The following is a 22,080-nucleotide window of genomic DNA, read 5'->3' on the forward strand; positions in this document are numbered from 1 at the left end:
GGCTCATGACGCCCGACCCGCGCCCTCCCGTGAGCCGGCCCCGCCGCTGGCTCGTCCCCCTCGCGGCCACCGCGGTGGTCCTCGGCGTCCTCGACGCGCTGTGGATCTCGCTCGTGGCGCGGGGCCTGTACGAGGACGGGCTCGGTGACCTGCTCGCCGACCCGCTCGTCGGCTGGGCGGCCGGGGTCTTCTACGTCGTCTACGCCGTCGCGGTCACCGTGCTCGTCGTGCGTCCGGAGCTCGACACCGGCACGACCGGGACCGCCGCGGCGAAGGGGGCAGTGCTCGGGGTCGCCGCGTACGCGACCTTCGGCTTCACCGACCTCGCGATCGTGCAGGGGTGGCCGGTGCGGCTCGCCGTCGTCGACACGGTCTGGGGCGGGGTGCTCACGGCCGCGACCGGCGCCGCGGCCCACGCGGCCTCGCGACGGGCGGGTGCGTGATGGTGACCCGGATCAGCGCCACCGGGCCGGCCCCGGCGAGCACCGCGTGGTCGCGCTACGTGACCCGCGAGGCGTGGCCGACGTGGGCGCCGCACATCCGTCGGGTGCGTCCTGAGGGCGAGATCCGCCCCGGTGACCGCGGGGTCGTCCTCGGGCCGCTCGTCAGCCTCGTGCCGTACACGATCCTCGAGCGGGACGACGCCCTGCGCCGGTGGTCCTGGTGGGTCGGGGTGGGCCCGGTCGGGGTGCGCCTCGACCACGGCGTCGACGAGGGGCCGGAGGGCACGACCGCGTGGGCCGACGTGCACCTCCCGGCGCCGCTCGTCGCGATCTACCGGCCGCTGGCCGGCAGCGCGCTGCGCCGCCTCGTCGGGGGCTGAGCGGGCTCAGCCCCCGGGGGGGGTGCTCAGCGGGCGCTGAGCATCTCCGCGACGAGGAAGGACAGCTCGAGGCTCTGCTGGTGGTTCAGACGCGGGTCGCACACGCTCTCGTAGCGCTTGTTGAGGTCCTCGTCGAGGATCCGCTCGGCGCCGCCGAGGCATTCGGTGACGTCGTTGCCGGTGAGCTCGACGTGGATGCCGCCGGGCACGGTGCCGACCTCGCGGTGGGCGTGGAAGAAGCCGCGGACCTCGTCGACGACGTCGTCGAAGTCGCGGGTCTTGTAGCCCGACGCCGACTCGAAGGTGTTGCCGTGCATCGGGTCGCAGATCCACGTGACCATCGAGCCGCTCGTCTTGACCGCCTCGAGCAGCGGCGGGAGCGCCTCGCGGATCCGGCCGGCGCCCATGCGGGTGATGAGCGTGAGGCGGCCGGGCTCGCGACGCGGGTCGAGCCGGTCGATGATGCCGAGCAGGTCCTCGGGGGCGAGCTTGTCGCTGACCTTGAGACCGATGGGGTTGCGGATGCGCGAGACGAAGTCGAGGTGCGCGTGGTCGGTCTGGCGCGTGCGCTCGCCGACCCACACGAAGTGGCCGGAGGTGTTGTAGAGGTCGCCGGTGCGCGAGTCGACCCGGGTCATCGGGCGCTCGTAGTCGAGGAGGAGCGCCTCGTGGGCAGACCAGAACTCGGTCCCCTTGAGCGCGTCGAAGTCGACGCCGCACGCGGCCATGAACTTCATCGCCTTGTCGATGTCGCGCGCCAGGCCCTCGTAGCGGGCGTTGGCGGCGTTGGCGACGAAGCCGCGGTTCCAGTCGTGGACGTGGCGCAGGTCGGCGAAGCCCCCGCGGGTGAAGGCGCGCACGAGGTTCATCGTCGCGGCGCTGCTGTGGTAGCCGCGCAGGAGACGCTGGGGGTCGGGGCGACGGGCCTCGGGGGTGAACTCGAAGTCGTTGACCATGTCGCCGCGGTAGGCCGGCAGCTCGACGCCCTCGCGGGTCTCGGTGTCCTTGCTGCGGGGCTTGGCGTACTGCCCGGCCATGCGCCCGATCTTCACGACGGGCATGCCGGCGCCGTAGGTGAGGACGGCGGCCATCTGCAGGATCGTCTTGACGCGGTCGCGGATGTTGTCGGCGGTCGCGTTGACGAAGGTCTCCGCGCAGTCGCCGCCCTGGAGCACGAAGGCCTCGCCGATGGCCGCGGACGCGAGCCGGTCGCGCAGGTCGTCGCACTCCCCCGCGAAGACGAGCGGGGGGTAGCTCTCGAGGGTCGCCACGACATCGGCGAGCGCGGCCTGGTCGGGCCAGGTCGGCTGCTGCGCGGCGGGCAGGTCTGCGGACAGGGCCGCGCGGATCTGAGCGGAAGGTGCTGCGGTGGTCACCGGCACAGTCTAGGTACCGCCGCAGAGCTCAGCCCGGGGTGTCCAAGCCGCGGCTGATCGCGAAGCGCGTGAGCTCGACCCGGTTGTGCAGGTGGAGCTTGCCGAGGATGTTCTGCACGTGGTTCTGCACCGTGCGGTGCGAGAGGACGAGGTCGGCGGCGATCTCCTTGGCGGTCATGCCCATCGCGACGTAGCGCAGGATCTCGGTCTCGCGCTCGGTGAGCTCGGGGACCGCGCTGACCTGCCCCTTCGGCTCCGGCTCGGGCTGCCCCGAGCGGGCCTTCATGTCACGAAACTCGCCGAGCACCATCCCGGCCAGACCGGGGGTGAAGACGGCCTGGCCCTGCGCCGTCTCGTGCACGGCGCGGCGGATCTCCTCGCCGGAGGCGGACTTCACGAGGTAGCCCGACGCCCCCGCCTTGATCGTCGCGAGGACGTCGCGCTCCTCGCCGGACGCGGAGAGGATGAGGATGCGGGTCGGCAGGTCGGCGATGGCGGCGCACACCTCGTCGCCGCGCAGGCCCGGCAGGTTGAGGTCGAGGACGAGGACGTCCGGTGTCGTCGCCCGGGTGCGCGCGACCGTCGAGGGCCCGTCACCGGCGGTGCCGACGACGCGCAGTCCGTGGTCCTCGAGGTCGGCGACGAGGGCGTCCCGCCACAGCGGGTGGTCGTCGGCGACGAGGACGGTGGTCGGCTGCTCGCTCATGGCCGTGAGCCTGCCACGTCGGGGCGCGGCACACGCAGGGTCACGGTGCACCCGGAGCCGGGTCGTGATCTCCAGCCCGCGCTGCCCCCGAGGTCGCGCACGCGCCCGGCGATCGAGGACGAGCAGCCCAGGCGGCCCTGGTCGGCGGCCTCGTCGAGCCGCTCGTCGGTCATGCCCGCACCGTTGTCGCGCACGGTGACGACGACCTCCTCGCCTGTGTCGTCGAGCAGGACCCAGGCCCGCGCGCCCTCCCCCGCGTGCCGCTCGACGTTGTCGAGCGCGGCGGCGACGGCGGCGTCGATCTCGTCGACGTGGTGAGCCGGCAGCACGACCGTGCGGGCCGGCAGGACGACCTCGACGGACGCGGTGCGTCGCTCCGCCAGCCGGCTGGCGAGATCGGCCCGGTCGTCGTGCGCGTCACGGGACGGGGTCGCGGGTGACGTGGCGAAGGGGACGTGCCCCCGCCCGCCGCGCACGTCCGGGTGGGCCGCGTCGAGGAGCGCGGGCTCGACCCGGGTGATGAGGGTGCGCAGCGCCCGCTCCTGGTCGGCGGCGAGCTCGGCGAGGGCGAGCGACTCTCCCCCGATCTCGCGGCCCCGCCGGTTGATGAGGGCGAGCGCCTGCAGGACGCCGTCGTGCACCTGGCGCCCGATCCGCTCGCGCTCGGCGAGCCGCTCCGAGGCGGTGATCGCGGCCTCGAGGCGCACCTGCGACTCCCGGGCGAGGTTGACGGCCAGGCCGACGAGGGCGCCGAGCAGGAGGAGCAGGACGATGTTGTGGTAGGTCAGCGCGCTGTCGGGATCGGCCTGCACGAGGTTCGAGACGGCGACCACGACGGCGACGAGCAGACCGCCGCGGATCCCGGAGTACAGGGCACCGGCCATGACCGCGCTCGCCGACCAGTTCGTGGGGATCGTCGGCACCCCGCCGGCCACGGCGTCGGGGCTGTAGGCGAGGTTCGTCGCGAGGACCGCGCCGACGACGATCGCGGTCTCGACGACGATCGCCAGGCGGGTGGGGCGGGGCAGCAGCGGCGCGACGAGCGACCACGCGAGGAGCACGAGGAGCACGGCGACCGCCACCCACGGGGCGTCGAGGTCGGCGCGGTGGGTCCACACGACGACGCTCGCGTAGACCAGGGACAGCAGCCGGTAGATCGCCAGGCCACGGCCCGCGGCGGAGTCGATGAGGGGCGAGGGGGCGTACCGGGTGGCCGGCACGGCGGGGGGCACCTCTGCCTGCCTCAGGAGCCCTCGGCCCAGGGCGACGGGGTCCCCTGGGGCTGGTCAGCCGCGTCGAGGGCCTCCTCGAGCTCCTTGGCGGCCCGGCCGGGCTTGGCCGCCTCCTGCAGCTGGCGCGCCCGGTTGCGGGCGCGGGTGAGCAGGCGCTCCTTCATCGCCGTCGCGTACATGTCGACGTACTCCTGCTCGGAGAGCTGCATGAGCTCGTACATGATCTCGTCGGTCACCGAGCGCAGGACGAAGCGGTCGCCCTCCATGCCCTCGTAGCGCGAGAAGTCGAGCGGGGCCCCGATGCGCACGCCGATCCTCATGATGTTCGGGACGAGCTGGCCCGTGGGCTGGGCCTTGTCGGTGTCGATCATCGCGACCGGGATGACGGGCACCCCGGCGGTGAGGGCCATGCGGGCGACCCCCGTGCGCCCGCGGTAGAGGCGCGAGTCCGGCGAGCGGGTCCCCTCCGGGTAGAGACCGAGCAGCTCACCGCGCTCGAGCACCCGCAGGCCGGAGCGCAGCGCCGCCTCGCTCGCCTTGCCGCCGGAGCGGTCGATGGGCAGCTGGCCGACGGCCCGGAAGAAGAAGGCGGTGAGCCGGCCCTTGACCCCGGTGCCGGTGAAGTAGTCGGCCTTGGCGAGGAAGGTCACCCGTCGGTCGACCACGAGCGGCAGGAAGATCGAGTCCGAGAAGGACAGGTGGTTGCTCGCGAGGATGGCCGCGCCGTCGGCGGGGACGTGCTCGAGCCCCTCGACCCGGGGCCGGAAGAGCGCCCGGAGCAACGGGCCGAGGACGACTCGCTTGAGTATCCAGTAGAGCAACGGTGCTTCCCTCCTCGTCGGCGGCTCGCACTCTACCGGCCGCTGACGCGGCGCGACGGACGTGCGACGATGACAGGCGTGAGCCCGTCCTCGATGGAACCCGACGAGGTCGACGCCGCCTTCGCCGACATCGTCGCCCGGCTGGAGGCCGAGCGTGGTCCTCGTGATGCCCCTCGTGCCGACGAGGACGTCGACCTCGGGCCCGCCGACGAGCACGACGAGACCGGGCGCCCCGCCCCCAGCACCCCGCAGCGACCTCTCGACTACCCCCGTGCCGTCGACCCGCGCAGCTTCCGCAGCCCGCCCCCGGCCCGCGAGCCGCGCGAGGACGACGACGTCGAGCCGCCCCGGCCGGCAGCGCCCGCCGTGCCCCCGACCCCGTGGCGTGCCGACGCCACCTCGGTCGTCGACGCGGTGCTCGGCGACGACGACGCCGAGCCCTTCGTGCCCGGTCCGACGGCGGCCCTGCCGCCGGCGACCGACCGCACCTTCTGGCTCGCGGTCGTCGGTCTCGTCCTCGGCCCGGTGATGCTCGTCGTCGCCGTCCTCGGACGCGACGGGGTCTCGCCGTGGTGGGCCTGGCTCGGCATCGGCCTCATGGTCGTCGGCTTCGGCGCGCTCGTCACCCGTCTGCCGCGCGAGCGCGACGACGGCGACGACGGCGCCCGGCTCTGACCTCGCGCCGGCTCAGCCGGCGCCGGACGCGGTCGGGGCGCCCGGCACCTCGAGGTCGACCCACACGGGTCGGTGGTCGCTCGCGGCGACGAGGTCCTCGTAGAGCCACGGCACCTCCTGGTGCGGCAGCACCGTGAGGTCGGGGGTCGCGAAGACGACGTCGAGGACGCGGTCGGGCAGGTTCGCCGGGTAGGTGGGGGTGAGCGGGCTGACCACCCGCATCCGCTGGCCGAAGAGCTGCCAGGCCTGCCCGTCCTCCTGCTCGTTGAGGTCGCCCGCGAGGACCGCCGGGCCGGGGAGCGCGTCGAGCGAGGCGAGGATCTGGCGCGCGTGACGCACCCGCTCCGGGGCGTCGAGCGAGAGGTGGACGCTGACGACGCTCACCGCCGGACCGCCGAAGGGGGCGACCCGCGTCACCGCGTAGCCGCGCCGGTCCCCGCGGCGGGCGGGCAGGGGGTGGTGGGTGACCGAGAGGACCTGCGTGCGCAGGCTCGTCAGCACCGAGGTCTGCCCGCTGCGGTGGTCGCGGCCCGACCACACGAGGCCGCAGCGCCGCGCGAGGTCGGTGACCCGCGTGGCCACCGGCGGGATCCACGGCACCTCCTGCAGGCACAGGACGTCCGGGTCGACCGCCCGCACGGTGCGGGCCAGCGCCGCGACGTCGTCCTGCAGCGCACGCAGGTTGTACGACGCGACGCGCAGGCTCATGCCGGCCGGCCCGCCGGGCCGGGGTGGTCGAGCGAGTCCGAGGCGAGCGCGGCCGCGCCGATGAGACCGGCGTCGGGGCCGAGCGTCGCGACCTCGATGCGTGCCTGCGGGCGGTAGCCGCGCCCGGTGAGCTGACGGCCGAAGGCCTCGCGGGCCGGGCCGAGCAGCAGGTCCTGGGCGGCGCTCACCCCTCCGCCGACGACGAAGACCTCCGGGTCGATGGCCGCGGCGAGGTTGGCCATGCCGACACCGAGCCACGTGCCGATCTCGGCGAGCAGCTCGACCGACGTGCGGTCGCCGGCCCGGGCGGCCTCGGTGATCATCGGGCCGGTGAGGTTGGCGGGGTCGCCGTCGGCGCGGGCGAGCAGGTCGCTCGCGACCGGCGAGCGGGCGCCGACGAGGCCACGCGCCTCGCGCACGAGCGCGTTGCCCGACGAGTACTGCTCCCAGCAGCCGCGGTTGCCGCACTCGCAGCGCAGGCCGCTCGGCACGACCTGCATGTGCCCGAACTCCCCGGCGATGCCGTAGCGGCCGCGCATGAGCACGCCGTCGACGAGCAGCGCCCCGCCGATGCCGGTGCCAAGCGTGATCATCACGGCGTGGCTGGTGTCCTGGGCGACGCCGAAGCGGTGCTCGGCCCACAGGGCGGCGTTGGCGTCGTTGTCGACGGTGATCGGCAGGTGGACCCGGCGCGAGAGCGACTCGCGCAGCGGCTCGTCGCGCCACGACAGGTGCGGGGCGAAGACGACCCGGCTGCGGTCGGCCGAGACGAAGCCCGCGGCGCCGATGCCGACGGCACGCACGGCGTCGCGCTCGGTCTGGGCGAGCAGCTCCTCGACGACGGAGACGATCGCGTCCTCGACGACCGACGGGGCGGTCGAGCGGTGCGGGGTGTCGCGCCGGGTGCGCCCGACGATCGTGCCGGTCTCGTCGACGAGCCCTCCGGAGACCTTCGTGCCGCCGATGTCGACGCCGACGGTGAGCCCGCCGCTCATGCCGCTCCCCCGGTGCGCTCGGCGAGGACGGTGCGCGCTCGGTGGGCCGCGCCGACGACCCCGGCGTCGTCACCGAGCTCGGCGAGGACGATCGAGGGCGACGGGCGGTGACCCCGCCCGATCTGGTGGCGGGCGAAGGCCGTGCGCACCGGGGCCAGGACGAGGTCACCCGCGGCGGACAGACCGCCGCCGATGACGACGAGGCGGGGGTCGAGCACGGCGCACACGGTCGCGATGCCGTGGCCGAGCCGGGTGCCGACCTCCTCGAGGAGCTCGACGCTGGCGAGGTCTCCCCCTTCGGCCAGCTCGGTGACGTCGGTGCCCTTGAGCTGTGACGCGTCTCCCCCGCAGCGTCGGCGCAGCGCCTCGCCGATCGGCGAGGCCGACTCGACGAGCTCGCGGGCCGAGCGGGTGAGCGCACTGCCGGAGGCGTAGACCTCGAGGCAGCCACGGTTGCCGCAGCCGCAGCGCGGGCCGTCCGGGTCGAGGACGACGTGGCCGAGCTCGCCGCCGATGCCGAAGGCCCCGGTGAGCAGGCGCCCGTGCGAGACGCAGCCGCCGCCGACCCCCGTGCCGAGGGTGAGCAGGACCATGTCGTCGACGTCGCGCCCGGCGCCGAAGACGTGCTCGCCCCAGGCCGCGGCGTTCGCGTCGTTCTCGACGACGACCGGCAGGCCGACGAGGCGCTCGACCCGCTCGCCGAGGTCGACGTCGCGCCAGGCGATGTTGGGGGCGAACCACACGTGGCCGCGGGCGCCGTCGACGAAGGCTGCGCACGCGAGACCCACCGCGGAGACGGGCTCGTCGGCGGCCGCGACGAGCTCGGCGATGACGCCGCTCGTGGCCGTGATGATGTCCTCGGTGCTGTCGGCCGGGGTCGCGACCCTCGCCCGGGCGAGGACGGCGCCGTCGGGCGCGACGAGCGCTCCGGCGATCTTCGTGCCGCCGATGTCGATGCCGATGGTCGGTGCGTGCTCGCTCACGAGGTCATCCTGCCGTGGTCGGGGAGGTCCTCGTCACGCACGGGCACGACCACGCGCGCGCGAGGGGGGCGGGGCGGGGGCTCGGTGCCCTCGCCGAGGAGGTGGGCGACACCCTCGCCGGCGAGGACGAGGCCCGCGAGGACGCGGTCGGCGCTCGCCGGGTCGACGCGCCGCAGGCGGTCGAGCAGGTCGTCGGCGTCGGCGGCGCGCACCTGCTCGAGCAGCGCCTCGAGGATCCCGGCGAGCGGGTCGGGCGCGCTCATCGCGGCCACACGCTCTCGTCGGGCTCGAGCTCGACGGTGAGGACGCCGGCGCGCATGCTCGCGTCGACGACCCGGCACCGGCGGTGCAGCGGGCTCAGACGGGTGCACCGGCTGCGCCGGCCGGCCGTGACGACGAGGTCGTCGTCCTCGCGCTCGAGGGTGATGTCGCGCGCGGTGAGCCCGGGCAGGGACAGCCGCAGGACGAAGGGGGACGCCTCCCCCGCCGCACCGGCGGCACCGGCGGCATCCGGCGCGGCGGCCGCCGCACCGTCAGGGTCCGGCGCGCCCGCCGCCGAGGCGTCGGGTGACGACCCGTCGTGTCTCGAGCCGTCCCGGGCCGGGTCCATGGCCTGGTCCACGGCCGCGGTGGGGTCGGCGACCCGGCGGCCCATGAGGGCGAGCGCCAGCGCGAGCTCGGCGGTGCGGCCGGCCTCGACGAGCCCGTTGGCGGGCAGGTGGTGGACGGTCGCGTCGCCGCACAGCCGGGCGTCGAGGAGGTCCATGAGGTGGGTGACGGCGCGCAGCGCGTCGATCGTCGCGGCCGGTGGGCGGGGCAGCCCGATGCCGGCCGGGGCGACGACGGCGTCCCAGCGGGCGACGAGGGGCACGAGGGAGCGCGCGAGGCGGGCTGCGCGGTCGGGCAGGGCGACGAGACGGGCCGGGTCGCTGCCGGGGGGCACGAGGAGCACGACGTCCTCGAGGTCCTCGCCCGGGGCGCTGGCGAGCACCGCCGCGGCCCCGAGCAGGGCGAGCAGGTCGCCGTCGCGCAGCACGGCGGTGAGGTCGCGGACGACCTCGCCGGGCAGCTCGGCGGCGAGCAGCAGGTCCTCGGCGCTCGTCGTGAGCACGGCGAGGGCTGCCGGCGCGTGGTCGCGGGCGTCCTCGTGGGTGCTGTCGTCGCCCCAGGTGAGGACCCGGGCGCCCGGACGGCGCGCCACGAGGTCGGCGACGAGCACCCGTCGTCGGGGCTCGTCGCCACCGGTGACGAGGTGCAGCGCACTCACCCCCGGTCGGCCCCGGTCAGGCCTCGCACCGCTTCTTGAGGTCCTTGAGCGCGGTGTCGGTGATGACCTTCGCGGCCTTGCGCTTGATCATCCCGAGCATCGGGATGGTGACGTCGACGAGCAGGTCGTAGGTCACCCGGGTCATGCCCTCGCCCTCGTCCTCGAGCGTGTACGAGCCGTCCATCGCCTTGAGGATCGTCGCCTCGACGAGGGTCCACGACGCGACGCCCAGGCCCGCCTCGTCGACGTCCCACGAGTAGTCGAGCGTATAGGTGTCCTTGATCGGGCTGGCGTCGAGGCGGAAGCGAGCCCGGTCGGGCCACCCGTCGCCGTCCTCGGAGAGGATCTCGACCTCCCTGATCTCCTTGGCCCACTGCGGGTAGGCCTCGAGGTCGGCGATGACGTCGAGGACCTCGCCCGCGGGGGCCTGGATGACGATCGTCGAGCGGGTGCTGTCTGCCATGGCGGCGAGACTACCCGGCGCTCTGCGCCCGTCCCTCGATCTCGTCCTTGACCTCGTGGACGAGCCGTTTCCACCCCACCGTGTGGTCCCGGGCGAGGGTCGCCGGCGAGCGCCACGGGTGCCTGCCCGTGCCGCGGACGTAGTGGTGCACGAGGGTCCCGCCGGGCACCGGCTCGAGCCAGATCTCCATGCTCCCGACGAGCCTGCCCGTCGAGACCCAGCGCACCCCCTTCGGCCCGCGGTCCTCGACCTCGCCGACCCCGCACCCCCGCGGCCAACCCGTCGCGCCCGGATCCGGCAGGCCCCGCGCGTCGAGGGCGGCGCGGACGTCCTCGGCGGCCCCCCGCACGAAGGTGTCGTCGACGACGTCGACCCGGCCGACCCGCATCGCGTCCTCCCACCTCGTGCGCCACGTGCCCGGCCAGGGGTGGACCTCGTCACCATCTGCCGAGTCTGCTGTCGAGGACGCTACCCACTGGTCTAGGTTGAGGCCCACACCCTGACGCCGTCGTCGACGAAGGAGATCCCGTGCAAGACAGCGTGATGCCCCGGCTGGTCGAGGGAGATCCTCGTGACTCCCTGGGCCGGCTGCCCCAGCGCAACGCCGACAACGCGCCGCAGCGCGTGGCCTTCGCGATCAAGGAGCACGGGTCGTGGCGCGACGTCACGACGTCGCAGTTCCTCGACGACGTCCGGGGTCTGGCCAAGGGTTTCGTCGCCGCCGGGATCGAGCCGGGCGACCGTGTCGCGATCATGGCGCGCACCCGCTACGAGTGGACCCTCGTCGACTTCGCCGCGTGGATGGCCGCCGCGGTGCCGGTGCCGATCTACGAGACGAGCTCGGCCGAGCAGGTCGAGTGGATCATCGCCGACTCCGGGGCGAGCGCCCTCGTCGTCGAGACCGCCGCCCACGCGGCGACGGTGCGCCAGGTCGCCGACGGCGTGCCGACGCTGCAGCACACGTGGGTCATCGACAACGGCGACCTCACCTCGGTGAGCGAGCGCGGTGCCGAGATCGAGGACTCCGAGCTCGAGGCGCGTCTCGACGCGACCGGGCGCGACAGCCTCGCGACGATCATCTACACCTCGGGCACGACCGGTCGGCCGAAGGGGTGCGAGCTCACCCACGACAACTTCCTCGGGCTGGCCGAGAACGCCATCGCCAAGCTCGGCGACGTCGTCGCCCGTGACGGCGCCTCGACGTTGCTCTTCCTCCCGCTCGCGCACGTCTTCGCCCGCTTCATCGAGGTCCTGTGCGTCACCGCGGAGGCGAAGATGGGCCACAGCGCCGACATCGCGAACATCCTCGACGACTTCCAGGCCTTCCAGCCCAGCTTCATCCTCGCTGTCCCCCGGGTCTTCGAGAAGATCTACAACAAGGCCAACGAGACGGCGACCGCCGACGGCAAGGGCGCGATCTTCGAGCGCGCCGCCGACACGGCCGTCGCGTACTCCGAGGCGCTCGACAAGGGCTCGGTGCCGCTGGGTCTGAAGATCAAGCACGCCGTCTTCGACAAGCTCGTCTACGCGAAGCTGCGCACGAAGATGGGTGGTCGGGTCCAGTACGCCGTGTCCGGCGGCGCCCCTTTGGGCACCCGGCTGGGTCACTTCTTCCGCGGCGTCGGCGTGACGATCCTCGAGGGCTACGGGCTCACCGAGACGACCGCACCGCTGAGCGTCAACATCCCGGAGAAGGTCAAGATCGGCACGGTCGGCCCGCCCCTGCCCGGTGTCTCGGTACGCATCGAGGAGGACGGCGAGATCCTCGTGCAGGGCCTCAACGTCCTGCGCGGCTACCGCGGCAACGAGCAGGCGAGCGCGGAGGCGGTCGTCGACGGCTGGTTCCACACCGGCGACCTCGGCGAGCTCGACGAGGACGGCTACCTGCGCATCACCGGCCGCAAGAAGGAGATCCTCGTGACCGCGGGCGGCAAGAACGTCGCCCCGGCCGTGCTCGAGGACCGCCTGCGCGCCCACCCGCTCGTCAGCCAGTGCATGGTCGTCGGCGACGGCAAGCCCTTCATCGCCGCGCTCGTGACGATCGACGAGGAGATGCTCCCCGGCTGGGCCGCGAACAACGGTCTCGGCGCGATCACCGTCGCCCAGGCTCGCACCGACGAGACGGTGCTCGCCGAGATCCAGCGTGCGGTCGACGACGCGAACAAGGCGGTCTCGAAGGCCGAGTCGATCCGCAAGTTCGCGGTCCTCGAGGAGGACTTCACCGAGGAGAACGGCACCCTCACCCCCTCGCTGAAGCTCAAGCGCAACGTCGTCATGCGCGACTACGAGGACCAGGTCGAGGCGCTCTACGGCTGACCCGTCACGACGCACCTCGCCCGTCGAGGCGCGTCGGGCGGCCGTCCCGGCTCAGCCCACCCCGCGGTGCAGCAGCTCCCACTGCGACCACGGCTCGCGCTGGGCGACGGCGCGGTCGGCGGTGCCCGCCGACACGAGCCCTGCGGCGACGAGGCGCCCCACCGCCTCTCGCTCGGCCGCGTCGAGCGGCACCTGCCCGGCCAGCTCGGGCTCGACGCCCGCGGAGCGCGGGTCGAGCAGGGCGGTGACCATGCAGTCGTCGCACCCGATCCCCTGGACGGGGCAGGTGCGGCAGTCCACACGCATGACGTCTGGCTTCATCGTGTCCTCCTGTGCGTCGCTTCGACCCGGTGTGCTCGTGCTCGCCCGGTCGTCCGACCAGGCACGACGCACGCTACGAGCGAGCACCGACAGCGTTGGTGGACGTCCGCCCGAGGGGGGCGGCACCCCCTTCGCCCGCTGCCCGAGGGGGCGAGACCGGACCGGACCCGGTGGACCCGGCACACCGGTCCGACCCGGCGCACCTCGTCAGACCGGTCAGACCCAGGTGAGGCTGCGCCCGTGGCCGTGGGTCCACGCCCGGGCCCGCCCGTCGACGCCCAGGCAGAAGTGCCGGGCGCTCGGCGGCGGAGCGGCCGCCGACGCGGCCACCCCGGGGAGCACCGTCGGCCCCTCATTGCTCACCCACACCGCGTCGTGCTCGGCGCACAGCCTCGCCACCTGCTCCGGCCAGGCCGCCCGTAGGGCATCGTCGAAGTACGCCGCGACCGCCGTGTGGAAGACGACGAGCCGGGCATCCGGCGCCTCCTCGCGGGCGCGGGCCATGAGAGGACCGAGGTCGCGGGCCGCGTCCCCCCGCACCGTCGTCCGGGGCTCACGGCCGACGACGGCGACCGCCTCGTCGAGACGCGCGCGCCGGGCGACGTCCTCGGGCCAGACGAGCACGCGCAGCCAGTCCAGGGTCTGCGGGTCGGTGACGTCGAGCGGTGAGAGGTCGAGGCCGCCGCGCCACCTCACGTGCGGTGACGCGTCCGGCAGGTGAGCGGCGGCGACGGGGTCGACGACGCACTCGAAGGTCGGGCTGCCCTCGCCGACCTCGGCGACCTCGTGCCCGTCCTCGTCGAGGTAGCGGTAGGCGTACCGGTCCGGGTAGAGGCACAGCCCGCCGCTCACGCCGACCTCGAGCAGGGCGAGCGGCGCGCCGTCGGCGATCTCGGCGAGCACCGGCAGGAGCGTCGCGCACCGGCCCGGCTCGTTGGTCTGGGTCGAGCGCCGGCGCATCGTCGCGCTCACCTGCGGCCACTGCCGTAGCACGAGGTCGCGCATCGGGCGGTACCCGCCGGGCGCGGGCGCGCCGTGCCAGCGGGCCGCGGCGAAGAGCAGGTTGGGCTGGCGCCGCGGCGGCTCGAGCTCGGCGAGACGGCCGAGGAGCTCCTCGTCGGCCGCGACCCCCTCGCCCCACTCGACGTAGGTGGCCGACTCCCCCGTCGCCTGGTCGCGGGCGAAGGAGCGGTAGAAGTCCGCGGTCTGGGTGAGGTCGCTCGTCGGCAGCACCCGATCAGGCTAGGTCCCGTGTGTCGTCCGTGGCGTTGTCACCGGCTCTGCCTACGGTTCGACCCATGACCACCGAGGCGACACGTGCACCGGCCCTGGCCGTGCAGGAGACGCTCGGCCTGGGCACCGACCTGCGCGACGTCACCTTCGTCGTCGTCGACCTCGAGACCACCGGGGGCTCGCCGCGCGACTGCGGCATCACCGAGATCGGCGCGGTGAAGGTGCGCGGCGGCGAGGTGATCGGCGAGCTGCAGACCTTCGTCAACCCCGGCGAGCCGATCCCGCCCTTCATCCAGAGCCTCACCGGCATCACCGACGCGATGGTGCGCGACGCCCCCCGGTCGGCGGCCGCCGTCACCTCCTTCCTCGAGTTCGCGAAGGGGGCGGTCCTCGTCGCGCACAACGCGCGCTTCGACATCTCCTTCCTCAAGGCGGCGTGCGCCGCCGCCGAGATGCCGTGGCCGCGCCACGACGTCCTCGACACCGTCCACCTCGCCCGTCAGGTGATGCGGCGCGACGAGGTGCGCAACCACAAGCTCTCGACGCTGGCGGTCGCCTTCGGGGCGACGACGACCCCCGACCACCGCGCGCTGCACGACGCGCGGGCGACCGTCGACGTGCTCCACGGGCTCATCGGCCGGCTCGGGTCGCTCGGCGTGACGACCTTCGAGGAGCTCGCGTCGTACACGAGCCGGGTCACCCCCGAGCAGCGCCGCAAGCGCCACCTCGCCCGCGACCTGCCCAACGTGCCCGGCGTCTACGTCTTCAAGGACGGCCAGGGCCGCCCGCTCTACGTCGGGGTCTCCGTCGACATCCGCACCCGGGTGGGCTCGTACTTCACCGCCTCCGAGCAGCGCTCGCGGATGTCGGAGATGGTGCGCATCGCCGAGTCCGTGACCCCGATCCCGTGCGCGACGACCCTCGAGGCGCGGGTGCGCGAGCTGCGTCTCATCGCCTCGGCCAAGCCCCGCTACAATCGCCGCTCCCGGCACCCCGAGCGGGCGTGGTGGGTCCGTCTCACCGACGAGCCCTTCCCCCGTCTGTCCGTCGTCAAGCGGGTGCACGCCGGCGACGAGGAGTGGATGGGCCCCTTCCGCTCGAAGAGCTCGGCCGACGAGGCGGTCCAGGCCCTGCACGAGGTCGTCCCGCTGCGGCAGTGCCTCGTGCGGATCAGCCCGACCCGGCGCAGCTCGCCGTGCGTGCTCGCCGACATGGGCCGCTGCGCCGCTCCGTGCATCGGCGGGGTCGACGTCGAGGGCTACGGCCGCACGGTCGCCCAGGCCCGCACCGCGCTGCGCGGCGACGCCCGTCCCGTCCTCGCCGGGCTCCAGGCCCGGATGAGCGAGCTGTCCGGGCAGGAGCGCTACGAGGACGCCGGCACCGTGCGCGACCGGCTCGCGGCGCTCGTGCGCGGCGTCGCCCGCAGCCAGCGTGCGAGCCCCCTGCTCGCGACGGCCGAGCTCGTCGCCGCCCGGCGCTCGCCGGTGGGCGGGTGGGACCTCGTGTGCATCCGGCACGGGCGCCTGGCCGGCAGCACGAGCGCCCCGCGCGGCGCCGACCCGATGCCCTACGTCGAGGCCCTGCGCGCGAGCGCCGAGGTCGTGCCCCCGCCGGCCGTCCCGGGCGACTCCGCCCTGCCCGACGAGACCGAGCTGCTGCTGCGCTGGCTCGAGGAGCCGGGCACCCGGGTCGTCGACATCGAGGGCACGTGGACCTGCCCCGTGGGGGGCGCCGCGGCGGCGCAGGACGAGCTGGCCCCTGCCCTAGGCTGGGCGTCGTGATCACCGCCATCGTCCTCATCAACGCCGACGTCGACCGCATCCCCGAGGTCGCGCAGAGCATCGCCGAGATCGACGGCGTGAGCGAGGTCTACTCCGTCGCCGGGGACGCCGACCTCATCGCGATGGTGCGGGTCAGCCAGCACGAGGAGCTCAACGACGTCATCGCCGACCGGCTCAACAAGGTCACGGGCATCATCGGCACGTCGACGCACATCGCCTTCCGCACCTACAGCCGTCACGACCTCGACGCGGCCTTCAGCCTCGGCCTCGAGGGCTGAGCCCGCGGGCGCACCGGGCACCCGCTCCGGCGGGGTTCGTCAGCCCGCGAGACGGCGGCTGGCCTCGGCCCACCGACCGAGCGCGGCCTCGCCCCGCCCGTCGTCGAGGACCTCGGCGATCGTCTCGACCGAGCGCGCGATGGCAGCGACCGGGTCCTCGACCGCGGAGCCGCCGGCACTCGCGAGGGCGTGCGCCGCACCGGCGTTGAGCAGCACCGCGTCGCGCGCCGGCACCTGCTCGCCGCGCAGGACGGCCCGGGCCACCTCGGCGTTGGCGGCGCCGTCACCGCCGCGCAGCTCGGCCAGGGAGCGCCGGGTCACCCCGACGTCCTCCGGCTCGACGCGTCCGGGGGTGACCTCGCCGTCGTGCACCCACCACAGCTGGGAGGGCCCGGCGGGGCTCAGCTCGTCGAGGCCGTCCTCGCCGCGGAAGACGACGGCCTCGCGCCCGCGCGCCGCGAAGACCCCAGCGATGAGCGGGGCGAAGCGCGCGTTGGCGACACCGATGGCGGAGTAGCGCGGCTGCGCCGGGTTCGTCATCGGACCGAGCAGGTTGAAGGCCGTGGGCACGGCGAGCCCGGCGCGGGCCGGTGCGGCGTGCCGCATCGAGGGGTGGAAGGCGTTGGCGAAGCAGAAGGTGATGCCCGCCTCGAACGCGACCGCACGGACCGCGTCGTGCGAGAGCGTGAGCGATACGCCGAGCCGCTCGAGGACGTCGGCGGAGCCGGACGAGGACGACACCGCACGGTTGCCGTGCTTGACGACCGTGAGCCCGGCGCCGGCGAGCGCGATGGCCGACATCGTCGAGATGTTGACGGTGTTGAGCCGGTCACCACCGGTGCCGACGATGTCGACGGTCTCACCGGGCACGTCGATGCGCACGGCGCGCGCGAGCATCGCGTCGACGAGACCCTCGAGCTCGGCGACGCTCTCCCCCTTCGCCCGCAGCGCGACGAGGAAGCCGGCGACGGCGATCGGGTCGGCCTCGCCGGCCATCACCTGGTCCATCGCCCAGCGGGCGCGCTGGGTCGTGAGGTCCTCGCCCTCGATGAGGGTCGTGAGGATGTCGGGCCAGCTCTCGTCCGGGACGGTGCTCGTAGAGGACGCCGCCGGGACCTGGGTCACGCGTCAGCCCGCGTCGGGGCCGTCGACCGGCCGGGCCACGTCGTCCGAGCCGCCACGGGCCAGGGCGGCCACGGCGTCGGCGAGGGCGATCGGGTCGAGCGGGTGCGGCACGACGGCGTCGGCGAGCGACCACGTCGCGAGCCAGCCGTCCTGGGGGCGCCCGGTGAGGACGAGGACGGGCGGGCAGCGGTAGACCTCGGACTTCAGCTGGCGGCACAGACCCATGCCACCGGTCTTGGCCGCCTCGCCGTCGAGGATCAGCAGGTCGAAGCCGCCGGCATCGACCGCCTCGACCACCGCGGGGGCCGTCGCGCACTCGTGCCAGGAGACGACCTCGACGTCGCGTGCCGGTCGACGGCCGACCGCCGCGCGGACGGTGTCGCGCACCGTGATGTCGTCGCTGTGGAGCAGGACGGTGACCTGCCGCGCCGCGGCGGTGGGACCGGTGGTCGCCACGGTGCTGCCGGGCGTCGCAGAGGAAGCGCTCATGGGCCCAGATGGTACCCGCGAGCCGTTCGCCGCACGTCACACGGGGGGTGCGCGCACATGGCCCGCCCCGTCGGACATAATGACGACGTGGCCACTGCTCAATCACTCTCCCCGACCGCGCCCGCGCCGCTGCCGTCGGACCCCATGACGGGACCGGTCAGCCGGCCCAACATGGTCTCCGTCGGGACGATCGTGTGGCTCTCCAGCGAGCTGATGTTCTTCGCGGGTCTCTTCGCGATGTTCTTCACGCTGCGCGCGACCCGACCGGACCTCTGGGCCGAGCGGGTCCCGATCCTCGACGTCCAGTACGCCGCGATCAACACCCTGATCCTCGTGGTCTCCTCGGTGTGGTGCCAGCTCGGCGTGCTCAAGGCCGAGGACGGCATCCCCTCGCGCACCGGCAGCCTGCTGCAGGTCGGCCAGTGGGGCATGCGTGAGTGGTACGTGCTCACCTACATCTTCGGCTCGGTCTTCGTCGCCGGTCAGGTGACGGAGTACGCGAAGCTCGTGAGCGAAGGGGTGACGATGTCCGCCGACGCGTGGAGCTCGGTCTTCTACCTCACGACCGGTCTGCACGGCATCCACGTGACGGGCGGGCTCATCGCCTTCCTGCTCATCATCGGCCGCACCTTCACGACGAGGCACTACAGCCACTCCCAGGCCACGGGAGCGGTCGTCACCTCGTACTACTGGCACTTCGTCGACGTCGTGTGGATCGCGCTCTTCGCCGCGATCTACCTGCTGGGCTGAGCAGCGCCATGACCTCGACCGACTCCCCCACCAGGACAGGACGACGCATGCCCTCGATCAACCGCCGCCACCCCGCTGCCCTGGCGCTGCTGATCCTCTTCGGCCTCTTCTTCGCCGGCACCGCGTACGCCGCGGTCTCCCCCTCGCAGGCCGACGCCAGCGCGACGAGCCGCAGCTCGGTCGACGACGTCGCCGAGGGCAAGAAGCTCTTCACCGCCAACTGCGCGACGTGCCACGGCACGAACGGCCTCGGCATCGACGAGAAGGGCCCGAGCCTGGCCGGCGTCGGCGCCGCCTCCGTCGACTTCCAGGTCGCCACCGGTCGCATGCCCCTGGCCAAGCCCGGTGTGCAGGCCCCCCGCGTGGAGCAGGTGAAGTTCACCCAGGAGGAGATCGACCAGATGGGGGCCTACGTCGCCTCCCTCGGCGCCGGTCCCGCGGTGCCCGAGGAGGAGTACACCGACGCCTCGAAGGGGGATGCCGGCAAGGGCGGCGAGATCTTCCGCGTCAACTGCGCCATGTGCCACAACTCCGCCGGCGCCGGTGGCGCGCTGACCCGTGGCAAGTACGCCCCCGCCGTCGCGGGCGTCGAGGGTCGCCACGTCTACGAGGCCATGCTCACCGGCCCCCAGTCGATGCCCGTCTTCAACGACGCGAACCTCACCCCCGAGGACAAGCGCGACGTCATCGCCTACATCCAGGCCCAGCAGGACGCGGGCAACCCCGGCGGCAACCCGCTCGGGTCGCTCGGTCCCGTCCCCGAGGGTCTCTTCATCTGGACGATCGGCCTCGGCGGCCTCGTCGCCGCCGCCGTCTGGCTCGGGCAGAAGTCCGCCTGAGCCCCCGCCACGACTGATCAGAGAAGGACCAAGACGATGACCGACCACACTCCCGAGTCAGAGCACACCGCGGGGACCGCGGTGCGCCTGGACCAGGGCCACGTGCAGGGCACCGGCGGGGTGCCGGACCGCTTCGAGAACCCCGGCCTGCCGCCGCACGTCCACCGCGCCGCCGACCTCGACGACCGAGCCGCTCGCCGCGCCGAGCGCATCGTCGCCGGGCTCTTCGGCCTGTCGATGGTCGGCACCCTGATCTTCCTCGTCGCCTACTTCCTCGTCGACGTCGAGACCCAGACCTTCGTGCCCGTCGTCGGCCGCACGAGCCTGTCGAACGTCCTGCTCGGCGTGGGCCTGGCGCTCGCGCTGCTCGGCATCGGTCTCGGTGCCGTCCAGTGGGCCAAGACGCTCATGCCCGACGAGGAGAGCGTCGAGGAGCGCCACCCGCTGCGCAGCAGCCAGGAGGCCCGTGACGGCTTCGTCGAGACGATGATGGAGGGCGGCGAGAAGGCCCAGCTGACCCGTCGTCCGATCCTCAAGGGCGCCTTTCTGGGCTCCATGGCCCTCTTCCCGCTGCCGCTCGTCCTCCAGGTCGCCGGCAGCCTGGGGCCCCTGCCCAAGAACGACCTGTCCGTCACGTGGTGGAACGGCCGCCGTGACGAGCAGACCGGTCTCATCGTCAAGCCGGAGAAGAAGCTCCGCCTGATGACGGACCCCGAGAACAAGCCGATCCGTCCCGGCGAGGTGACGATCGGCTCGGTCTTCCACGTCATGCCGGAAGGCCTGCTGGAGGAGCACGGGACGCAGAAGCTCACCGAGAAGGGCAAGGCCGCGGTCTTGCTCATGCGTCTCAAGCCGGAGGACTTCCAGGACACCCCTGGGGGCCGCAAGGCACAGGAGTGGGGTTACCAGGGCATCGTCGCCTACTCCAAGATCTGCACCCATGTCGGGTGCCCCGTCGGGTTGTACGAGCAGACCACGCACCACCTCCTCTGCCCGTGCCACCAGTCCACCTTCGACGTCACCAATGACTGCGAAGTCATCTTCGGACCGGCCAAGCGTCCGCTGCCGCAGCTGAAGATCACCGTCGAGAACGGCTACCTCGTCGCCGACCAGCCCTTCCAGGAACCGGTCGGACCGAGCTTCTGGGAGCGTGAGTCCTGATGAGCACCACAGCACGACCTGCCGACGCCCTGCGTGCAGGCGACAGCCCCCGCAGCACCTCCACCTCACCCGGTCTGAAGAAGGTCGGCGGCGTCGCCGGCTGGATCGACGACCGCACCGGCTCCGCCAAGGGCGTGGGCTACCTCATGAAGAAGGTCTTCCCCGACCACTGGTCCTTCATGCTCGGCGAGATCGCGATGTACTCGATGATCATCTGCCTGCTGACCGGTGTCTTCCTCACCCTGTGGTACGACCCCACGCACGGCGAGGTCATCTACGACGGCTCGTACGTGCCGCTGCAGGGCGTCGAGATGTCGCGGGCCTACGCCTCGACGCTCGACATCTCCTTCGACGTCAAGGGCGGTCTGCTCATCCGGCAGATCCACCACTGGGCGGCCCTGCTCTTCATCGTCTCGCTCTCGGTTCACATGCTGCGCGTCTTCTTCACCGGCGCCTTCCGCAAGCCCCGTGAGATCAACTGGACCATCGGCTGCCTGCTGTCGATGCTCGCCCTCATCGAGGGCTTCGCCGGCTACTCCCTGCCCGACGACCTGCTCTCGGGCACCGGTCTTCGCGCGGCGCAGGGCTTCATGCTCAGCGCGCCGGTCATCGGCAGCTACCTCAGCTACGCGGTCTTCGGCGGCGGCTTCCCGGGCGAGGACATCATCCCGCGCCTGTACTCGGTGCACATCCTGCTGCTCCCGGCGATCCTCGTCGCGCTCTTCACGGCGCACATCGTGCTCGTCGCGCTGCAGAAGCACACCCAGTACCCCGGTCCGGGTCGCACGAACGACAACGTCGTCGGCTTCCCCGTCATGCCGGTCTACGCGGCCAAGGCCGGTGGCTTCTTCTTCATCGTCTTCGGTGCCCTGGCCCTGATGTCCTCCCTCGTGCAGATCAACGCGGTGTGGGTCCACGGGCCCTACGACCCGAACGCGACGACCGCCGGTGCCCAGCCCGACTGGTACATGGGCTTCGCCGACGGCGCGCTGCGTCTGCTGCCCGGCTGGCTGGAGTTCACGACCTTCGGATACACGTGGAGCCTCAACGTCGCCATCGGCGCGCTGCTGCTCATCCCGGTGATGTACGGCGTCATGGGCGCCTACCCCTTCATCGAGTCGTGGGTCACCGGTGACAAGCGCGAGCACCACCTGCTCGACCGCCCGCGCAACCGTCCGGTGCGCACGGGCATCGGCATGGCCGGTCTGACCTTCTACGGCGTGCTCCTCTTCGCCGCGAGCAACGACATCATGGCGATCAAGTTCCACATGTCGATCAACGACATCACCCACATCCTGCGGGTGCTCGTCTTCGTCGGCCCGATCATCGCCTTCTGGGCGACGAAGCGGATCTGCCTGGCGCTGCAGCGTCACGACCGCGAGACCGTGCTCCACGGTCGCGAGACCGGTCGCATCGTGCGTGGCCCTGGTGGCGACTTCCACGAGGTGCACGAGCCGCTCGACCCGTACACCCGCTGGACGCTCGTGCAGCACGACCCGGCCACCCCGCTGGAGCTCGAGTCCGGCGTCGACGCCAACGGCGTCGAGCGCAAGGGTGCGGGCAAGCGCAAGGCCCGTGCGGCGCTGTCCCGCTTCTACTACTCCGGTGCGGTCAACCCCGTCACCCCGGCCGAGCTCGAGGCGGCGCACCACGACGGTCGCAGCCACGAGGCCATCGAGCCGGCGCAGGAGCAGGAGCGGCGCACCGTCGAGGCCGGCGAGCGCTGAGCGGCCATCCC

At 73.2% G+C, this 22,080-nt stretch carries 25 protein-coding genes; 10 read left to right on the plus strand and 15 right to left on the minus strand.

The genetic code is table 11. The annotated features are described in order from the left end of the window. The first annotated feature begins 5 nt into the window (after nucleotides 1–5). Both EEW87_RS04915 and EEW87_RS04920 read left to right on the plus strand, forming a co-directional pair. Nucleotides 6–443 carry a DUF2177 family protein gene (locus EEW87_RS04915; protein WP_123091926.1) on the plus strand — a complete coding sequence of 146 codons (438 nt, stop codon included), beginning with the start codon at nucleotides 6–8 and terminating at the stop codon, nucleotides 441–443. Further along, a complete protein-coding gene (locus tag EEW87_RS04920; RefSeq protein WP_163562379.1) occupies nucleotides 440–823 on the plus strand; it encodes an SRPBCC family protein in 384 nt (127 codons plus the stop codon). The genes EEW87_RS04915 and EEW87_RS04920 overlap by 4 nt, the downstream gene beginning before the upstream one ends. Before the next feature lie 26 nt (nucleotides 824–849). Here EEW87_RS04920 and EEW87_RS04925 read toward each other — a convergent pair whose 3' ends face one another. The 4 genes from EEW87_RS04925 to EEW87_RS04940 are packed head-to-tail and all read right to left on the minus strand — an operon-like array spanning nucleotide 850 to nucleotide 4,958. After that, on the minus strand, nucleotides 850–2,199 hold the full coding sequence (locus tag EEW87_RS04925) for a class II 3-deoxy-7-phosphoheptulonate synthase (protein ID WP_372456483.1): 1,350 nt from the start codon (nucleotides 2,197–2,199) through the stop codon (nucleotides 850–852). A 28-nt stretch (nucleotides 2,200–2,227) separates the two neighbouring features. Then, nucleotides 2,228–2,905: a response regulator gene (locus EEW87_RS04930; protein ID WP_123091928.1), complete on the minus strand. Its 678-nt coding sequence runs from the start codon at nucleotides 2,903–2,905 to the stop codon at nucleotides 2,228–2,230. Beyond that, the gene (gene macS / locus EEW87_RS04935) at nucleotides 2,902–4,137 is read right to left on the minus strand and encodes a MacS family sensor histidine kinase (RefSeq protein ID WP_148041575.1); all 1,236 of its coding nucleotides are present in this window, start codon (nucleotides 4,135–4,137) and stop codon (nucleotides 2,902–2,904) included. Before macS ends, EEW87_RS04930 begins: the two co-directional genes overlap by 4 nt. A gap of 11 nt (nucleotides 4,138–4,148) precedes the next feature. Continuing rightward, nucleotides 4,149–4,958, minus strand: a complete 810-nt coding sequence (locus EEW87_RS04940; protein ID WP_123091930.1) for a lysophospholipid acyltransferase family protein — start codon at nucleotides 4,956–4,958, stop codon at nucleotides 4,149–4,151. A gap of 78 nt (nucleotides 4,959–5,036) precedes the next feature. Here EEW87_RS04940 and EEW87_RS04945 point away from each other — a divergent pair, with 78 nt between their 5' ends. Next, a complete protein-coding gene (locus EEW87_RS04945; protein ID WP_163562380.1) occupies nucleotides 5,037–5,633 on the plus strand; it encodes a hypothetical protein in 597 nt (198 codons plus the stop codon). Between the two features lie 12 nt (nucleotides 5,634–5,645). Here EEW87_RS04945 and EEW87_RS04950 read toward each other — a convergent pair whose 3' ends face one another. From EEW87_RS04950 to EEW87_RS04980, 7 genes are read right to left on the minus strand one after another with little or no spacing between them, the layout of a single operon-like run. Then, nucleotides 5,646–6,341 (minus strand): endonuclease/exonuclease/phosphatase family protein, encoded by a 696-nt coding sequence (locus tag EEW87_RS04950; protein WP_068275294.1) that lies wholly within the window; start codon nucleotides 6,339–6,341, stop codon nucleotides 5,646–5,648. Then, nucleotides 6,338–7,336 carry an ROK family glucokinase gene (locus EEW87_RS04955; protein ID WP_123091932.1) on the minus strand — a complete coding sequence of 333 codons (999 nt, stop codon included), beginning with the start codon at nucleotides 7,334–7,336 and terminating at the stop codon, nucleotides 6,338–6,340. Before EEW87_RS04955 ends, EEW87_RS04950 begins: the two co-directional genes overlap by 4 nt. Next, complete coding sequence (locus tag EEW87_RS04960; RefSeq protein ID WP_123091933.1) at nucleotides 7,333–8,319, minus strand: ROK family glucokinase; 987 nt, start codon at nucleotides 8,317–8,319, stop codon at nucleotides 7,333–7,335. The genes EEW87_RS04955 and EEW87_RS04960 overlap by 4 nt, the downstream gene beginning before the upstream one ends. Then, nucleotides 8,316–8,582, minus strand: coding sequence for a hypothetical protein (locus tag EEW87_RS04965; protein ID WP_148041577.1), 267 nt, complete (start codon nucleotides 8,580–8,582; stop codon nucleotides 8,316–8,318). Before EEW87_RS04965 ends, EEW87_RS04960 begins: the two co-directional genes overlap by 4 nt. Then, a complete protein-coding gene (locus tag EEW87_RS04970) occupies nucleotides 8,579–9,586 on the minus strand; it encodes an ArsA family ATPase (RefSeq protein ID WP_123091935.1) in 1,008 nt (335 codons plus the stop codon). Before EEW87_RS04970 ends, EEW87_RS04965 begins: the two co-directional genes overlap by 4 nt. Before the next feature lie 16 nt (nucleotides 9,587–9,602). Next, nucleotides 9,603–10,049 carry an SRPBCC family protein gene (locus EEW87_RS04975; RefSeq protein WP_123091936.1) on the minus strand — a complete coding sequence of 149 codons (447 nt, stop codon included), beginning with the start codon at nucleotides 10,047–10,049 and terminating at the stop codon, nucleotides 9,603–9,605. 10 nt (nucleotides 10,050–10,059) lie between these two features. Then, nucleotides 10,060–10,437: a polyketide cyclase / dehydrase and lipid transport gene (locus EEW87_RS04980; RefSeq protein WP_123091937.1), complete on the minus strand. Its 378-nt coding sequence runs from the start codon at nucleotides 10,435–10,437 to the stop codon at nucleotides 10,060–10,062. Between the two features lie 140 nt (nucleotides 10,438–10,577). Between EEW87_RS04980 and EEW87_RS04985 the strand changes: the two genes are divergently transcribed. After that, nucleotides 10,578–12,365 (plus strand): AMP-dependent synthetase/ligase, encoded by a 1,788-nt coding sequence (locus EEW87_RS04985; protein WP_372456484.1) that lies wholly within the window; start codon nucleotides 10,578–10,580, stop codon nucleotides 12,363–12,365. Nucleotides 12,366–12,416: 51 nt separating this feature from the next. Here the strand turns inward: EEW87_RS04985 and EEW87_RS04990 are convergent, their stop codons facing one another. Beyond that, nucleotides 12,417–12,686 carry a hypothetical protein gene (locus EEW87_RS04990; RefSeq protein WP_068275271.1) on the minus strand — a complete coding sequence of 90 codons (270 nt, stop codon included), beginning with the start codon at nucleotides 12,684–12,686 and terminating at the stop codon, nucleotides 12,417–12,419. Between the two features lie 216 nt (nucleotides 12,687–12,902). Beyond that, nucleotides 12,903–13,919, minus strand: coding sequence for a DUF2332 domain-containing protein (locus EEW87_RS04995; RefSeq protein WP_205473775.1), 1,017 nt, complete (start codon nucleotides 13,917–13,919; stop codon nucleotides 12,903–12,905). Between the two features lie 65 nt (nucleotides 13,920–13,984). Here EEW87_RS04995 and EEW87_RS05000 point away from each other — a divergent pair, with 65 nt between their 5' ends. Further along, nucleotides 13,985–15,700 carry a DEDD exonuclease domain-containing protein gene (locus tag EEW87_RS05000; protein WP_123091939.1) on the plus strand — a complete coding sequence of 572 codons (1,716 nt, stop codon included), beginning with the start codon at nucleotides 13,985–13,987 and terminating at the stop codon, nucleotides 15,698–15,700. Next, nucleotides 15,697–15,978 carry an Lrp/AsnC family transcriptional regulator gene (locus EEW87_RS05005; protein WP_068275261.1) on the plus strand — a complete coding sequence of 94 codons (282 nt, stop codon included), beginning with the start codon at nucleotides 15,697–15,699 and terminating at the stop codon, nucleotides 15,976–15,978. The genes EEW87_RS05000 and EEW87_RS05005 overlap by 4 nt, the downstream gene beginning before the upstream one ends. A gap of 39 nt (nucleotides 15,979–16,017) precedes the next feature. Here EEW87_RS05005 and trpD read toward each other — a convergent pair whose 3' ends face one another. Together trpD and EEW87_RS05015 are read right to left on the minus strand one after the other, a co-directional pair. Then, nucleotides 16,018–17,103 (minus strand): anthranilate phosphoribosyltransferase, encoded by a 1,086-nt coding sequence (gene trpD / locus EEW87_RS05010; RefSeq protein WP_123091940.1) that lies wholly within the window; start codon nucleotides 17,101–17,103, stop codon nucleotides 16,018–16,020. A gap of 3 nt (nucleotides 17,104–17,106) precedes the next feature. Beyond that, nucleotides 17,107–17,592 (minus strand): response regulator, encoded by a 486-nt coding sequence (locus EEW87_RS05015; RefSeq protein ID WP_068275258.1) that lies wholly within the window; start codon nucleotides 17,590–17,592, stop codon nucleotides 17,107–17,109. A 144-nt stretch (nucleotides 17,593–17,736) separates the two neighbouring features. On the opposite strand from EEW87_RS05015, the gene ctaE reads away from it, so the two are divergent. Genes ctaE through qcrB form a run of 4 tightly spaced genes read left to right on the plus strand, consistent with a single transcriptional unit; the run spans nucleotide 17,737 to nucleotide 22,069 of the window. Continuing rightward, on the plus strand, nucleotides 17,737–18,342 hold the full coding sequence (gene ctaE / locus EEW87_RS05020; protein ID WP_068275255.1) for an aa3-type cytochrome oxidase subunit III: 606 nt from the start codon (nucleotides 17,737–17,739) through the stop codon (nucleotides 18,340–18,342). A gap of 47 nt (nucleotides 18,343–18,389) precedes the next feature. Then, nucleotides 18,390–19,181, plus strand: a complete 792-nt coding sequence (gene qcrC, locus EEW87_RS05025; protein ID WP_068275252.1) for a cytochrome bc1 complex diheme cytochrome c subunit — start codon at nucleotides 18,390–18,392, stop codon at nucleotides 19,179–19,181. Between the two features lie 36 nt (nucleotides 19,182–19,217). Next, nucleotides 19,218–20,342 (plus strand): cytochrome bc1 complex Rieske iron-sulfur subunit, encoded by a 1,125-nt coding sequence (gene qcrA, locus EEW87_RS05030; RefSeq protein WP_123091941.1) that lies wholly within the window; start codon nucleotides 19,218–19,220, stop codon nucleotides 20,340–20,342. After that, entirely contained in the window at nucleotides 20,342–22,069 is a 1,728-nt protein-coding gene (gene qcrB / locus EEW87_RS05035) for a cytochrome bc1 complex cytochrome b subunit (RefSeq protein WP_123091942.1), read from the plus strand. The genes qcrA and qcrB overlap by 1 nt, the downstream gene beginning before the upstream one ends. The last annotated feature ends 11 nt before the right edge of the window (nucleotides 22,070–22,080 follow it).

Origin of the sequence: Janibacter melonis (assembly GCF_003721155.3) — a bacterium.
Taxonomy (GTDB): domain Bacteria; phylum Actinomycetota; class Actinomycetes; order Actinomycetales; family Dermatophilaceae; genus Marihabitans; species Marihabitans melonis.